The organism is Ruegeria sp. SATB027 (assembly GCF_059613825.1).
In genome coordinates this window covers 86,625-101,415 of record NZ_JBXWTH010000093.1, presented here as the reverse complement: position 1 = coordinate 101,415, position 14,791 = coordinate 86,625, and the positions used below count along the sequence as shown (strand labels likewise).

Genomic DNA, 14,791 nt, shown 5'->3' with positions numbered 1-14,791 from the left:
ACTCGTGCAAAATCGAAGGGGCCAGGCCATGCCGAAGAGAACCGACATCAAGTCGATCATGATCATCGGGGCGGGTCCCATTGTTATCGGTCAGGCCTGCGAGTTCGACTATTCCGGCGCTCAGGCCTGCAAGGCCCTGCGCGAAGAAGGTTACCGGGTTATTCTGGTCAACTCGAACCCTGCGACAATCATGACTGACCCCGGACTTGCCGATGCCACCTATATCGAGCCGATCACGCCCGAGGTCGTCGCCAAGATCATCGAAAAGGAACGCCCTGACGCCCTGCTGCCCACAATGGGCGGGCAAACCGGTCTGAACACCTCGCTCGCGCTGGAAGAGATGGGGGTGTTGGACAAGTTCGGTGTCGAGATGATCGGTGCCAAACGCGACGCCATCGAGATGGCCGAGGATCGCAAATTGTTCCGCGAGGCGATGGATCGGCTGGGGCTGGAAAACCCCAAAGCCACCATCGTGACCGCCCCCAAGAAGGCCGACGGCTCTGCCGATCTGGAAGCAGGTGTGCAGATCGCTCTGGATGAGTTGGAGGAAATCGGCCTGCCCGCCATCATCCGCCCGGCCTTTACCTTGGGCGGCACAGGTGGCGGCGTGGCCTATAACCGCGAGGATTATATCCATTTCTGCCGCTCGGGCATGGATGCCTCGCCCGTCAACCAGATCCTCGTCGATGAAAGCCTGCTGGGCTGGAAAGAGTACGAGATGGAAGTGGTGCGCGACACTGCCGACAACGCCATCATCGTCTGTTCCATCGAAAACGTCGACCCGATGGGCGTGCACACGGGTGACTCGATCACCGTGGCCCCTGCCCTGACGCTGACCGACAAGGAATACCAGATCATGCGCAACGGCTCGATCGCCGTGCTGCGCGAGATCGGGGTGGAAACCGGCGGCTCGAACGTGCAATGGGCGATCAACCCCGATGATGGCCGCATGGTTGTGATCGAAATGAACCCGCGCGTGTCGCGTTCATCGGCGCTGGCGTCCAAGGCGACGGGTTTCCCGATTGCCAAGATCGCCGCGAAACTGGCCGTGGGCTACACGCTGGACGAGTTGGACAATGACATCACCAAGGTCACGCCTGCGTCGTTCGAACCTACCATCGACTATGTCGTCACCAAGATCCCGAAATTCGCGTTTGAAAAATTCCCCGGATCTGAACCCTACCTAACCACTGCAATGAAGTCGGTGGGTGAGGCGATGTCCATCGGGCGCACCATCCACGAATCCATGCAGAAGGCGCTGGCATCGATGGAATCCGGCCTGACCGGGTTTGATGAGATCGAAATTCCGGGGCTGAGCATCGGCCTGTGGGATGAGGTCGAAAGCAGCGATGACAATGCGCATGTCATCAAGGCGATCAGCAAGCAGACCCCCGACCGCCTGCGCACCATCGCCCAAGCCATGCGTCATGGCCTGACCGACGATGAAATCTTTGGCGTCACCAAGTTTGACCCCTGGTTCCTGGCCCGCATTCGCGAGATCATCGAAGCAGAACGCTCCGTGCGCAAGGACGGTCTGCCAGTGACCGAAGAAGGCATCCGCAAGCTCAAGATGCTGGGCTTTACCGATGCGCGTCTGGGCAATCTGTCAGGCCGCAGCGAAGATAACGTGCGCCGCGCCCGCCACAATCTGGGCGTTACCGCGGTCTTCAAACGCATCGATACCTGCGCTGCTGAGTTCGAAGCGCAAACCCCCTATATGTACTCGACCTACGAAGCCCCGATGATGGGCGATGTCGAATGCGAGGCACGCCCAAGCGACCGCAAGAAGGTCGTTATTCTTGGTGGTGGTCCGAACCGGATCGGTCAGGGGATCGAGTTCGATTATTGCTGCTGCCACGCCTGTTATGCGCTGACCGAGGCCGGGTACGAGACCATCATGGTCAATTGCAACCCCGAGACGGTTTCGACCGACTACGACACCTCGGACCGTCTGTATTTTGAGCCGCTGACCTTTGAACACGTCATGGAAATCCTGACGAAAGAACAGGAAAATGGCACGCTGCACGGCGTGATCGTTCAGTTCGGTGGTCAAACACCGTTGAAGCTGGCCAACGCGCTTGAGGCCGAGGGTATTCCGATTCTGGGTACCACGCCGGACGCAATTGACCTGGCCGAAGACCGCGAACGGTTCCAGGCGCTGGTCAATGAACTGGGCCTGAAACAGCCCAGAAACGGCATTGCCTCGACCGACGAAAAGGCGCTGGAGATTGCGGAAGAGATCGGTTTCCCGCTGGTCATCCGCCCTTCTTACGTTCTGGGCGGTCGTGCGATGGAAATCGTGCGCGATATGGATCAGCTGCGACGCTATATCAACGAGGCCGTTGTGGTCTCGGGCGACAGCCCCGTACTTCTGGACAGCTATCTGGCCGGCGCGGTCGAGCTGGACGTAGACGCCCTGTGTGACGGCACCGACGTTCACGTCGCGGGCATCATGCAGCATATCGAAGAAGCGGGCGTTCACTCGGGCGATTCCGCCTGTTCGCTGCCGCCCTATTCGCTGTCGAAAGAGATCATCGGGCAGATCAAGGATCAGGCGTTCAAGCTGGCCAAGGCGCTGAATGTTGTTGGCCTGATGAATGTGCAATTCGCGATCAAGGATGTTGAGATCTATCTGATCGAAGTGAACCCGCGCGCCTCGCGCACCGTGCCGTTTGTTGCCAAGGCCACCGACAGTGCGATTGCGTCGATTGCGGCGCGTATCATGGCGGGCGAGAAGTTGGCCGATTTCCCGATGCGCCCGCCCTATCAGGAAGGCAAGGACACCAAGATCGCGGACCAGATGACGCTGGCCGATCCGGATATGCCGTGGTTCTCGGTGAAAGAGGCCGTCATGCCCTTCGCCCGTTTCCCCGGCGTCGACACCATCCTTGGCCCGGAAATGCGCTCGACAGGCGAGGTGATGGGCTGGGACCGTGACTTCCCACGCGCGTTCCTCAAGGCGCAGATGGGCGCGGGCATGGTGCTGCCGTCCTCTGGCCGTGCATTCATTTCGATCAAGGATGCCGACAAGGGCAAAGCCATGCTGGAAGCGGCACAGGTTCTGGTTGATCAGGGTTTCACTCTTGTGGCCACACGCGGTACCCAAAGCTGGCTGGACGAACAGGGTGTTGCCTGTGACGTGGTGAACAAGGTGTACGAAGGCCGCCCGGATGTGGTGGACATGCTGAAAGACGGTCAGGTGCAGCTGGTGATGAACACCACCGAAGGTGCGCAGGCGGTTGAGGACAGCAAGGCCATCCGCTCGATCGCGCTGTATGACAAGATCCCATATTTCACCACCGCTGCAGGAGCCAATGCCGCAGCACTGGCGATCAAGGCACAAGCTGAGGGCGACGTCGAGGTGAAATCGCTACAGGGGTAAAGACCCCAAAACCAAATGAAAAAGCCCCAGGGAAAACTCTGGGGCTTTTATTTATTTTCAATGCCTTACGCAGGCGCCTCCGTCGTTTTCTTTCGTTCGTCACGGGCGAAGAACAGCAGATAGAACACCGGTGCCGCGACCATTGTCAGCACGGTGGCAAATGCCAGACCGCCCATGATCGTCACTGCCATCGAGACGAAGAACGCATCCGTCAGCAGCGGCGCCATGCCCAGAATGGTCGTGACAGCCGCCAGCATGACGGGCCGCAAACGCGACACGGATGCTTCGATGATTGCCTCGCGCAGGGGCTTGCCGGTGGCGCGGACCAGATCGATTTCCTCGACCAGAACAATGCCGTTCTTGATCAGCATACCCGACAGGCTGAGCAGGCCCAGAAGTGCCGTAAAGGTGAAGGGCAGGCCTGTTCCCAGCAGGCCGATCACCACGCCGTTCACGGACATCGGCACCAGCAGCCATATGATGATCGGCTGGCGGATTGCGTTGAACAACAGGACCGAAATCAACACCATGATCAGCAGGCTCAGCGGCAATTGTCTGCCCAGGCTTGCCTGCGCTTTGCGCGAGTTTTCGAACTCTCCACCCCATTCCATCTTGTAGCCGGGTGGCAGGTCGATGGCCTCGATGGCGTCGCGCACTTCGGCGTGGACCTGCGCCGCAGTCAGGTCGGGCGGGATGTCCGCGCCGACGGTGATAGTCAGAACCCGATCACGACGGTGAACCAGCGTATTGAGCGTTTTGTACTCGAATCCATCCACCATTTGTTCAATTGGTACAAATTTTTCCGACTGGTCCGAGTACACGACCTGATCAACGATCGAGTAATCTCCGTCCGCGGGTCGGCGCAGGATGATCGGGATCAGGCGGTCGCGCTCGCGGAACACACCACCTGTGATGCCGTCGGTCGAGAATTGCAGGGTGGCGGCGATGTCTTCGCGTGTGACACCGGCTGTCTGCGCCCGTTCGGTGGCATAGATCGGTTGCAGAGCCAGTTCCTGTTCGCGCCAGTCGTGATGAACCAACAGCGCGTTCGGGGATGCGGCTGCCATGCGCTGCACCGCCTCATCAGCAAGCTGGCGCAGCACGACCGGATCGCTGCCCGAGAAGCGGGCCTGAATCGGATCACCACCGCCGGGGCCAAAGACCAGACGCTTGGTGCCGAACTCACCTTCGGGGAACTGGACGGACCCAAACGCCTCAAGGTCCGCTTGCAGCGCCGGGATGTCGTCCAGGCTTGCTGTGCGGATGACCATGTGCCCATAGCTGGGATTCGGCTTTTCGGCTGAATAGGTCAGCATGAAACGGGTAGCCCCCTGGCCGACAAAGGTCGTGACCGAGACGACGTCGTCGCGTGCCGCCAGCCACTCTTCGAACACCGCCATGTCTTCGGCGGTTCGTGCAATCGGTGTGCCCTGCGGCAGTTTGTAGTGCACGAAGAACAAAGGCGTGTTGGAGTTGGGGAAGAACTGCTGTTTCATCAGCCCAAACCCGGCATAGCACACCACGGTTACGCCGACGAGACCAGCAACAACCAGCCATCGGAAGCGCAGCGCAAAGCGCAGGATCGCACCATAGGTGCGGAACAGGAGGCCGCCGTAAGCGTCGATCTCGCCTGCTTTGCCCTGTTTGAAGAAGTAATGCCCCAACAGCGGCGTGACGGTGATCGCCAAAACCCAGCTGAGCAACAGTGAAATGCCGATCACGGCGAACAGAGAGAACAGGAATTCTCCGGTTGCATCCGGGCTGAGGCCAATGCCCGCAAAGGCCATGATGCCGATCACGGTCGCACCCAGCAGCGGGATCTGGGTTTTTGACGCCACATCCTCGGCCGCATCGCGCGAGGACTGGCCGCGCAGCATGGAGATCTGCATTCCTTCGGCCACAACGATGGCGTTGTCCACCAGCATCCCCATGGCGATGATCAGGGCACCCAATGAGATTCGCTCCATCTCGATTGAGAAGAGCGACATGAACAGAAGCGTGCCGACAACGGTCAGCAGCAGGGTCGAGCCGACAACAATGGCCGCGCGCCAGCCCATGAAGATGCCCAGGACGGCGACCACGATGGCCACCGACATGGCAAGGTTCACGAGAAAGTCGTTCGAGGCCTGTTCGACCACCACATGTTGCTGATAGATCGGCAGGATTTCGACACCGAAGGGAATGCTTGTGTTCAATTCCGCGAACTTTGCATCAGCACGTTTGCCAACTTCGACAATGTTTTCCGTGGCCAGACCCGCGATACCCAAGGTGAAGGCCTCGGTCCCGTTGTAGCGGATAATGATGTCGGGGTCGTTCTGACGGGCACGATAGACATCGGACATGTCAAAGAGGTTGATCACCTGCCCTTGTGAACCAACAGACAGGCCCGCAATGGCCGACACGCTGTCCGACCCTTCAGCCGTCAGGATGGTGGTCCGGTCATTATCAGAGCGTAAGGACCCTGAGGAATTGACCGAATCCGCATTGGCGATGGCCTGGTTGATTGCTTGCAGCGGGACATTCTGGTTCACCGAAATCGCCAGATCGGGTTCGACAAAGATCGCCTCGTCCGGCAGGCCCTGAACCTCGACATCGGCGACGCCGTCCACGGTGAGCAGTTCCCGCCGCAGGAACGTTGCCAGTTCGTGTTTTTCAGCGTCCGAGAACCCTTGGGCGGTCACCGCATAGAACAGGCCGAAAACATCGCCGAACCCGTCATTCACAAACGGCTGGCCGACGCCCGAAGGCAGGCCGCGCGCGGCGTCGCGCACCTTGGCCCTGAGCCGGGTCCAGATGGCTGGCAGTTCGGTGCCGTCATATGTCGACTTGATCTCGACCTCGATCAGGGACCGTCCGGGTTGATTGACCGAGGTGATGACATCCACCTCGCCCATCTGCTGTATGGCGGATTCCAGCGGTTCCGATACTTCCAGCGCCACCTGCTCGGCGGTGGCACCGGGGTATTGCGTAGCGATGACCGCGTTTTTGATTGTAAAGGCCGGGTCTTCCAGACGGCCAAGCGATGTGAATCCCCAGATGCCCCCAATGAGGGCAATGAGGATGACCAGCCATGTGTAAAGCGGCCGGTCGATTGAGGCGCGGGCGATGTTCATCTGTCAGCCCCTCAGTTCGCGAAACCGGCAAACCGGCGCACCGTCTGACCATCCGTCAGCACAGCGCCCCCGGCCACAACGACCTCATCCCCGTCAGACAGGCCCGTCAGCACCCGGACATCGCCGGTTTGCGTGGGCTCGATGGTCACCGGGACGCGGCGCACGGTGCCCTCATCCGCCCCGACCGGGGAAAACACCATGACGTTCAGCGCGCCGTTTGCGTCGGCGACAACAGCGGTCGCCGGTACGATGATGCCTGTGCGGTTGTCCTGCACCTGAACATTGACGGTAACGGAAGAACCGGGAAGGATTTGCAGCCCCTTGGGCGGGGTCAGGCCGAACTGGATGCGGAAGGTTTGACCAACGCTGGAGGTTTCCGCGTCGAATTCCCGGATTTCCAGCGGGAAGACTTCGTCACTGGCAGGGAATTTGGCAGTGATCGTTCTTTGATCATTCTGGCCGGAGCGTTGAAACAGGATCTCGGGCACGTCGACCACGATGCGAAGTTCGGACATGTCGTGAATGCGGACGATGGGCGTGCCTGCCGAGACGGTCGTAAACGCCTCGACCGAGCGGCTTGAGACCAGCGCGTCAAAGGGCGCGGTCAGCGTGGCGTGTTCCAGTTCATATTCCGCGTCGCGCAGGGCGATCGCGGCCAGTTGCGCCTCGGTCTCGGCATCGTCCACGGCCACCTGGCTGGCGGTTGTACCGCGCAGGCGCGACAGGCGGGCGACGGTGCGGTCGGCCTGTTCCTTTTGCAGCCGTGCCCGATCAAGGCGCAGCTCGAACGGTTCCTGATCCAGACGGGCAATCAGGCCATCCTTGGGAATCACGAAGCCTTCGTTGATGGGCATCTCGACAATCTGGCCCGCAACCTGAAAGGCAAGATCAACGGTCTGGCGCGCGGCAACGCGGCCGAAAAACTGCCGCGTGAAACCCGGCGCGGTTTCGCGCACCTGCATGAGTTTCACCGGCTTCGGAATATCTTGAGCGGCAATCGGAGTTGCCAGAACGGCCAGTGCAAGGCCCAGAGAGGTCAGGAGTTTCATTTCTTCAATCCCTCGGGAATTCCCGTTTTCAATACGTTGTCGCGGATTTTGCGCGCCAGTCGCGCGAATTCGGCAGTTTCTTGTTCGTTGAGGCCCGAGGCCCGGTGAAACAGGTCCCCTGCGGCGGCGACCAGCATGTTGCGGGCCTCTTCGCCCTGCTTTGTCAGCACCAGCAACCAGGCGCGGCGGTCTTCGGGGTCACGCCGCCGCATCAGATAGCCCGCTTTTTCGAGGGTATCCGCAGTGGCGGTGATCGTTGATGGGACGCTTAACATATCGGCGGCCAGAACGCCCATGCGCTTGGGCTGATCCAGCTTGATCAGCATGTGGCATTCCGGGTGGCTCAGGTCTGTTTCGATACAGTCGAAGGTCTCTTCCAGTTTCCAGTACAGGGCATAGACGCCCATGATCGCCTGAATCTCGGGGCTGAGGCGGCCCAGTCTGGCACTGATATCGTCGGGCATTGGGGGTCTCCGCGCGGGTTACGGGGCGATATACTTCAATTTATGAACTATTCAAGATATGAAACTGCACCCCGGAACGGATTCCCTTGGGTCAACATATCTTGATCAAATCACGCCATGACTGCATTTTGGGCGAATCCGAAACATTCAGGGCCCGCCATGTATACCCCCGCCATCACCGGTACCGGTGTCTTCACGCCGGAAAACGTCATCACCAATGCCGAGCTTGTCGAAGCGTTCAACGCCTATGCCGACAAGCAGAACGCGAAGAATGCCGAGGCCATCGCAGCCGGGCAGATGGAGGCGATGCAGCATTCCTCGGAAGAGTTCATCGTCAAGGCATCGGGCATTCATAACCGGTACGTGATGGACAAGGCCGGGGTACTGAACCCCGACGTGATGCACCCGACGCTGCGCCAACGCAGCGATGACGAGCCTGGGATCATGACCGAGATGGCAGTGGATGCCTGCAGGAAGGCGCTGGCGCAGGCGGGGCGCACGGCGGCGGATGTCGATCTGGTGATCTGCGCGGCCTCGAACCACGAGCGCGCCTATCCGGCGATTGCAATCGAGATTCAGCAGGAACTGGGCATCGACGGGTTTGGCTTTGACATGAATGTCGCCTGTTCTTCGGCCACGTTCGGCATTCAGGCGGCGGCGGACATGGTGCGGTCCGGGTCGGTGCGCGCGGCGTTGGTGGTGAACCCTGAAATCTGCTCGGGCCACCTGGAATGGCGCGACCGGGATTGTCACTTTATCTTTGGCGATGTGGCAACGGCAACGCTGATCGAGCGGATCGAAGACGCAAGGGGCCCGCATTTCGAAATCCTGTCGACCCGCTGTGCCACCGCCTTTTCAAACAATATCCGCAACAACAACGGGTTCCTGCGCCGGTCGCGCCCCGATGGCGTGATTGACCGCCGCGACATGCAGTTCATGCAGAATGGCCGGAAGGTGTTCAAGGAAGTGTTGCCGATGGTCAGCAAGCATATCAGCGACCATATGGAGGCCGAAGGGGTCAGCAATACCGACCTCAAACGCCTGTGGCTGCATCAGGCCAACAAGACGATGAACGACTTCATCGGCAAGAAGGTTCTGGGCCGCGAACCCGAGGCGGGCGAGCAACCCAATATCCTTCAGGATTATGCGAACACCTCATCCGCTGGGTCGATCATTGCGTTTTCGAAATACTCTGACGATCTGCAAGAGGGCGATCTGGGGCTGATCTGTTCTTTTGGAGCCGGGTATTCGGTTGGTTCGGTGATCGTCAAGCGTCACGCCTGATCGGCATTCCGCAAAGCGCTGACGGCCTAGAGATCGGCCGCGAGCTGAAAAACTTGAAACGCGGCCCCCTCCCCACCATCAATCCGGCTGAGATAGGCGGGGGTTTCACCCTTGGCTAGCTGGGATTGCAGACCGCGCCCCTGAGATGCCCAATCCCAGAATTCGGCACGGGGCGCGGCGGTGCAGAGCAGCACATAGCTTACACCCAGCGCGGCAAGACGCGGACCGGCCTGGGACGCATCCATACGCAAAACCGCGATCTGCGCCTGAATTCCGGCCCGGTTGCGGTGATAATTCCCCGCCAGAACCGAGTGATCGGTATAGCGCAGCACCTCTGCCGCATAATCGAAATCGACCAGAACCATTCCGGCTGGCAGGTCTTGCAGGGCCGCGTAGGCCTCGGGCGCTTTGCAGGGGGCGCTGATGTTTTGCGAATCCTGCACAACCTCGGCGACGGGTGCCGCAAGGGAGGGGCGCGCAAACCGTTCCAGCTGTTTTTCCACGCTGCTACCAATCTTTGGCGAGACGCAGACGATAAAGCCTATCATAGCCAGGCCGGAGAGCGTGCGGCCATGGGTTCTGTAACTGACGTAAAGGGCCCGCAGCATCTGAGCCTGAACAGCCACAAGAGACACGCCCAGAAACGTCATCATCCGGGACTGGTACAGAAACATGGAAAACCCGGTCACAATCAGCGCCAGAAACAGGAAGTAATCCATTTTGTCTTGCGACTGGCGGGCAAAGAACAAGGCTGCCACCGCCGTGATGACGGACATGGCGATCAGGGCCGCAGCCTCGCCCAGGTGTCGTTCCAGCACGACGGTGATATTCTGTGCTTCGGCAACCTGGCTGAGCCAGAAGTCGCGCATGTCCTGAGGCAGGTCCGCAATCGGGTTTTCAAGGCAGTAGGGCGCAAATGCGTAAGCGCAGCCAAGTGTTACAGCGCCTGTCGCAAGACACGCGCCGATGCGCCCCCAATAGGACCAGCCCGACCCGACCCAGGCTGCCGCACACAGGGACAGGGCCGCGATCCCGGCCGGCAGGGCCACACTGATCGTCAGGGCATCGCAGCTTGGGAACAGAAAGCCCTGACGCCCCGTTGTTGCAACGCTGGCCAACAACAGGGTCAGCGCCAGCCCGGTTCCAAACACCATGGTGCGGCGGTGGGCGGCTGTGCCGGTCACGATCCAGTCAATCGTGAAGAACACCGCGATAATCGCGACCTGCACGATCGATTCGGTTCCGATTGACACCGAAAGGGCCAGACAGACACCCAGCCACCCCGCAGCAGAGGGTTTGGCCTTGCGCAGGACAAAGAACATGAGGGCCGCTGCAAACAGCAGAATCTGAACATTGTGGTGGTCAAACGAGAAATAGTCGAACTTCCGATAATGTTCGAGCGTCAGCACACCGACCACCAGTGCCGAAACTGCGCCATTGCGCCCGCCCAAAGCTCCACCGGTGACAGCAAAGGCCCACAGGGTCAGCCCCGCCAGCAGCACCGGCCAGACAAACGCGGTCACTTGCAAGGCGCTGTCGGGTGGCACGACCATCGCGGACAGCGTGTAGAGCCCGGCAATCGGCGCATCGACAAGCCGGGACCAGTGCATCAGCGTGCCGTCACCCGGCCCCAGCCGATGCTGATAGGCGTCAAACCAGCCCTGCCCCGCCAGCAGGTCCTGCACCATGACCCAGCGCATCGCGTCATCGGGGCCTTCCTGATAAGCACCAAACAGCACCGTGGCCAGAAAAAGCGTATAGACAAACAGGAACGACCGCCAAACCATGCGGTCTGCGAGAACGCTGTAATTTCCCTGCATTTTCTGCATGGTTTGCTGCCCTTGACGATCTTGCCTGCGCTGCAGCTTATCGGAAAGACGTGACTGAATTGAGGCGCAGAGTCCGGTCGGTGATCATGTCACAAAGCCCACGACATCTGCGGCGATCCGGGCAGGCGGTTTTTGGCCGATAGCTGGCCGCCACCAAGCCTAGCTGACGCTTTCTTCTTCCAGGTGCAGTTTCATTTCAATCAGGACCTGCTGAAGCATACTGGTTTCTTTCAGCAGCCTTTTGGCTTCGTTCACCGTGATGATGCCATCTTCGATTGCGGCCTGATATTCCGTCATCAGCATTGCAAACCGCTGGCTGAGCGCGATGACATCCGAATTCACCCCGCCTGTGCGTGGTGCCACGGTGTTGCGTTCGCTGTAGGACAAGGTGATGTTTTTCAGATCCGCCAGTGCGGATGTCACATGCGGATAAGTTGCTGCGTTTTCAAGCCGGGCCACCGCATCCACGGGCATGAACCTGTCCGCGTGTTCGGCATTGTCCGAATAGTACCGGCCCAGGGTCGCCTTGGATTTTCCGGTGATTTCACAAGCAGCTTCTATTCCGACATCTTTGACCAGCGCTTCTGTGTGTTTCTTCAGATAGGCCCCGATATCTGCCATTGATTTACCTTTGTTACCTGCAAACGCCTGCCCGATGTCCAAACCGGGGAAAGCGTCGGGAAATTTCCCATACCTGAGTCATAATTGAAATGTCATACATTGACTATCCCTCAGATAAGCGGGGGATTTTGTGAGTGAGTGGCGGCAGTTCAAGCCGGTAAAGAGTGATTGCAGGGCGGTATTGTTGGGCCTTGCTTTGTTTTGGCCACATGTTGGCCGACGGCGTCGCTGTTGCAGACGCGGGGGTTCCATCCCCTACGAGCCCAGCTCGGCCTCTGCACACGCAACGGCGACGTCGCTTCTTACATCCCTTTGCTCTCTTGTTCCTTTTGGCCGGGCGTTTTAGACCCACGCCATGGCAAAGCTGTATTTCAACTATTCCACCATGAACGCGGGCAAGTCGACCGTGTTGCTACAGGCGTCGCACAACTATCGCGAGCGCGGGATGCAGACCTATCTGATGACCGCCGCCCTTGACGGGCGGGCGGGTGCGGGGCGGATTGCATCGCGCATCGGCATATCGGAGCAGGCTGACACGTTCACACCCGAAGATGATGTCTTCGCCATGATCCGATCCCGGCTGGACAAAGGTCCCGTGGCCTGTGTTTTCATTGATGAGGCGCAGTTCCTGTCCGAGGCGCAGGTCTGGCAACTGGCCCGTGCGGTGGACGATCTGGATGTGCCGGTGCTGGCCTATGGGCTGCGCGTGGATTTTCAAGGCAAGCTGTTCCCCGGTTCTGCCGCCCTGCTGGCCCTTGCCGACGAAATGCGCGAGGTGCGCACGATCTGTGAATGCGGCCGCAAGGCCACGATGGTGATTCGTCGCGACGAGACCGGCAAGGCCATCACCGAAGGGGCGCAGGTGCAGATCGGCGGGAACGAGACCTATGTCTCGCTCTGCCGCAAACACTGGCGTGAGGCGGTGGGCGACTAGACCGGGTTGGGCAGCGCCCTGCCCGCGACAAAGGCCGCCACGTTATCCAGCGCCATGTGCCCCATGCTGCTGCGCACCTCTTCGGTGGCAGTGCCCAGATGGGGCAGCAGGGTGACGTTTTCCATATCGCACAGGGCTAGTGGCACTTTGGGTTCGAATTCGTAGACGTCCAGCCCCGCCCCCGCGATCTGACCGGTTTGCAGCGCCGTGATCAGCGCGGCCTCGTCCACCACCTCGCCACGGGCGATGTTGACCAGAATAGCCGAGGGGTTCATCGCCTCAAGAACCTGCGCATTGATCAGGTGGCGGGTTTCCGCACCACCGGGAACCGCAAGCACAAGGAAATCGACCGAAGCGGCGAGTGTTTCAAGGTCAGGTGTGAATTCTGCCGGGAAATCCAGATCTTTTGGATTGCGGGATTGATAGGCCACCTGCATGGCAAACCCGAAATGACAGCGGCGCGCGATGGCCTGCCCGATGCGGCCCATGCCGACGATGCCCACGCGCTTGCCGGTCACGTGATGGCCCAGCATCTGCGTCGGGTGCCAGCCCTGCCACTGACCCGACCGCACCAGCCGCTCACCCTCACCGGCGCGCCGGGCTGTGGTCAGCAGCAGGGTCATGGCGATATCAGCCGTGGCATCGGTGACGGCGCCGGGGGTATTGGTTACGTCAATCCCGGCCGCGCGTGCCGCATCCACGTCGATATGGTTGAAGCCAACACCGAAATTGGCCAGCAGCTTGCAGCGCGGCTGACCGACCTCGGCAAAGATCCGAGCCGAGAACTGATCGCCCAATGTCGGCACAACAACGTCGTATCCGGCCAGAGCGGCCAGCATCTCCTGCCGCGCCATGGGCAGGGTGTTTTCCCGGATGGTTACATCGAAATCGGCGCGGGCGCGCGATTCGACTGCCGGTGTCATCGGACGCGTGATCAGCAGTTTCATTAGTGCATCCGCCCGCCGGTTGGTACCTTGCCGTCGGGGCCGATCAAAACGATCTCGCCGCTGTCATCGGGAAGACCCAGCACCAGAACCTCGGACATGAACTTGCCGATCTGGCGCGGAGGGAAGTTGACGACAGCCATGACCTGTTTGCCGACCAGAGTGGCCGGATCGTAATGCGCGGTGATCTGGGCCGAGGTCTTGCGCTCGCCAATCTCGTCCCCAAAGTCGATCCACATCTTGATCGCGGGTTTGCGGGCCTCGGGATAGGGTTCGGCGCGGATCACCTCGCCCACGCGAATATCGACCTTGAGAAAGTCGTCGAACGAAATTTCACTCACGCGAGAGCTCCTTGGATCGGTTGGTTGCGGCCTTGACGGCACGGTGCAGCAGGTCGGGAAAGCCGGTTTCCTGATGCATCAGCACCTCAAGCGCGGCCTGTGTGGTACCGTTCGGAGAGGTCACGTTGATGCGCAGCTGCGCCGGGTCTTCGTCGGACGCCATGGCCAGCGCCCCGGCACCGGCCACTGTGGACTTGGCCAGTTTCATCGCAAGCTCGGCAGGCAAGCCATGCGCCTCGCCCGCAGCGGCCAGGGTTTCGATCAGATGGAACACATAGGCCGGGCCGGACCCGCTGAGCCCGGTGACGGCGTCCATCTGTGCCTCATCCTCAAGGCGAATTGTCTGACCCACTGCCGCCAGCAGGTTTTCGGCCTGTTCCATATCGGTCTCGGAGGCGTGTGCGTTGCCGATCAGTGCCGTGATGCCCTGACGGATAGCAGCGGGTGTGTTGGGCATGGCGCGAATGATCGGGGTGTCTTGGCCCAGAACAGATTCGAAGGTGGCAATCGAGGTGCCAGCCGCAACGGAAATGAACAGGCTGGACCCACCGCCCAGCGCCTGAAGGGCAGGCAGGGCTTCGCCCATCATCTGCGGTTTGACCGCAACCAGCACCACGGCGGGGGATTCGGGCAACGGTGCGTTGATATTGACGCCCTGCGCCTTCAGCCAATCTGACGGGTAGGGATCGATGACCCAAACGGAAGCTGGCGGAAGGCCGTGTTCCAGCCATCCCGCCAGCATTGCGGACCCCATCTTTCCGCACCCCAGAAGCACAAGCCCCTGTTCGGCCACACGCGTCATGTCCATTTGCCCCTCCCGCATTACATAT

Annotated in this window: 11 protein-coding genes; 3 read left to right on the top strand and 8 right to left on the bottom strand. The window is 60.2% G+C overall.

Going from position 1 to position 14,791, the window contains the following annotated elements:
• Positions 1-28: 28 nt before the first annotated feature.
• A complete protein-coding gene (gene carB / locus AC2FPW_RS21510) occupies positions 29-3,382 on the top strand; it encodes a carbamoyl-phosphate synthase large subunit (protein WP_496815319.1) in 3,354 nt (1,117 codons plus the stop codon).
• Positions 3,383-3,447: 65 nt separating this feature from the next.
• On the opposite strand, the gene AC2FPW_RS21505 is transcribed toward carB, so the two are convergent.
• Genes AC2FPW_RS21505 through AC2FPW_RS21495 form a run of 3 tightly spaced genes read right to left on the bottom strand, consistent with a single transcriptional unit; the run spans position 3,448 to position 8,008 of the window.
• Complete coding sequence (locus AC2FPW_RS21505; RefSeq protein ID WP_496815317.1) at positions 3,448-6,495, bottom strand: efflux RND transporter permease subunit; 3,048 nt, start codon at positions 6,493-6,495, stop codon at positions 3,448-3,450.
• 11 nt (positions 6,496-6,506) lie between these two features.
• Positions 6,507-7,544 carry an efflux RND transporter periplasmic adaptor subunit gene (locus AC2FPW_RS21500; RefSeq protein ID WP_496815315.1) on the bottom strand — a complete coding sequence of 346 codons (1,038 nt, stop codon included), beginning with the start codon at positions 7,542-7,544 and terminating at the stop codon, positions 6,507-6,509.
• Entirely contained in the window at positions 7,541-8,008 is a 468-nt protein-coding gene (locus tag AC2FPW_RS21495) for a MarR family winged helix-turn-helix transcriptional regulator (protein ID WP_496815314.1), read from the bottom strand. Before AC2FPW_RS21495 ends, AC2FPW_RS21500 begins: the two co-directional genes overlap by 4 nt.
• 159 nt (positions 8,009-8,167) lie before the next feature.
• Here AC2FPW_RS21495 and AC2FPW_RS21490 point away from each other — a divergent pair, with 159 nt between their 5' ends.
• Complete coding sequence (locus tag AC2FPW_RS21490) at positions 8,168-9,292, top strand: beta-ketoacyl-ACP synthase III (protein WP_496815312.1); 1,125 nt, start codon at positions 8,168-8,170, stop codon at positions 9,290-9,292.
• A gap of 26 nt (positions 9,293-9,318) precedes the next feature.
• Here the strand turns inward: AC2FPW_RS21490 and AC2FPW_RS21485 are convergent, their stop codons facing one another.
• Both AC2FPW_RS21485 and AC2FPW_RS21480 read right to left on the bottom strand, forming a co-directional pair.
• A complete protein-coding gene (locus AC2FPW_RS21485) occupies positions 9,319-11,121 on the bottom strand; it encodes a hypothetical protein (protein ID WP_496815310.1) in 1,803 nt (600 codons plus the stop codon).
• Positions 11,122-11,280: 159 nt separating this feature from the next.
• Complete coding sequence (locus AC2FPW_RS21480) at positions 11,281-11,742, bottom strand: hypothetical protein (RefSeq protein ID WP_480587906.1); 462 nt, start codon at positions 11,740-11,742, stop codon at positions 11,281-11,283.
• 355 nt (positions 11,743-12,097) lie between these two features.
• On the opposite strand from AC2FPW_RS21480, the gene AC2FPW_RS21475 reads away from it, so the two are divergent.
• A complete protein-coding gene (locus AC2FPW_RS21475) occupies positions 12,098-12,676 on the top strand; it encodes a thymidine kinase (RefSeq protein WP_496815308.1) in 579 nt (192 codons plus the stop codon).
• On the opposite strand, the gene AC2FPW_RS21470 is transcribed toward AC2FPW_RS21475, so the two are convergent.
• Genes AC2FPW_RS21470 through proC form a run of 3 tightly spaced genes read right to left on the bottom strand, consistent with a single transcriptional unit; the run spans position 12,673 to position 14,769 of the window.
• Positions 12,673-13,623 (bottom strand): 2-hydroxyacid dehydrogenase, encoded by a 951-nt coding sequence (locus AC2FPW_RS21470; protein ID WP_496815307.1) that lies wholly within the window; start codon positions 13,621-13,623, stop codon positions 12,673-12,675. The genes AC2FPW_RS21475 and AC2FPW_RS21470 overlap by 4 nt on opposite strands.
• Positions 13,623-13,961, bottom strand: coding sequence for a tRNA-binding protein (locus tag AC2FPW_RS21465; protein ID WP_267362951.1), 339 nt, complete (start codon positions 13,959-13,961; stop codon positions 13,623-13,625). The genes AC2FPW_RS21470 and AC2FPW_RS21465 overlap by 1 nt, the downstream gene beginning before the upstream one ends.
• Complete coding sequence (proC, locus tag AC2FPW_RS21460) at positions 13,954-14,769, bottom strand: pyrroline-5-carboxylate reductase (protein WP_496815306.1); 816 nt, start codon at positions 14,767-14,769, stop codon at positions 13,954-13,956. The genes AC2FPW_RS21465 and proC overlap by 8 nt, the downstream gene beginning before the upstream one ends.
• Between the last annotated feature and the right edge of the window lie 22 nt (positions 14,770-14,791).

What these genes read in the sequence shown, in the direction of transcription:
- carB (WP_496815319.1), top strand. Translation starts at nt 29, where the DNA reads ATGCCGAAGAGAACCGACATCAAGTCGATCATGATCATCGGGGCGGGT.
- AC2FPW_RS21505 (WP_496815317.1), bottom strand. Translation starts at nt 6,495, where the DNA reads ATGAACATCGCCCGCGCCTCAATCGACCGGCCGCTTTACACATGGCTG.
- AC2FPW_RS21500 (WP_496815315.1), bottom strand. Translation starts at nt 7,544, where the DNA reads ATGAAACTCCTGACCTCTCTGGGCCTTGCACTGGCCGTTCTGGCAACT.
- AC2FPW_RS21495 (WP_496815314.1), bottom strand. Translation starts at nt 8,008, where the DNA reads ATGCCCGACGATATCAGTGCCAGACTGGGCCGCCTCAGCCCCGAGATT.
- AC2FPW_RS21490 (WP_496815312.1), top strand. Translation starts at nt 8,168, where the DNA reads ATGTATACCCCCGCCATCACCGGTACCGGTGTCTTCACGCCGGAAAAC.
- AC2FPW_RS21485 (WP_496815310.1), bottom strand. Translation starts at nt 11,121, where the DNA reads ATGCAGAAAATGCAGGGAAATTACAGCGTTCTCGCAGACCGCATGGTT.
- AC2FPW_RS21480 (WP_480587906.1), bottom strand. Translation starts at nt 11,742, where the DNA reads ATGGCAGATATCGGGGCCTATCTGAAGAAACACACAGAAGCGCTGGTC.
- AC2FPW_RS21475 (WP_496815308.1), top strand. Translation starts at nt 12,098, where the DNA reads ATGGCAAAGCTGTATTTCAACTATTCCACCATGAACGCGGGCAAGTCG.
- AC2FPW_RS21470 (WP_496815307.1), bottom strand. Translation starts at nt 13,623, where the DNA reads ATGAAACTGCTGATCACGCGTCCGATGACACCGGCAGTCGAATCGCGC.
- proC (WP_496815306.1), bottom strand. Translation starts at nt 14,769, where the DNA reads ATGGACATGACGCGTGTGGCCGAACAGGGGCTTGTGCTTCTGGGGTGC.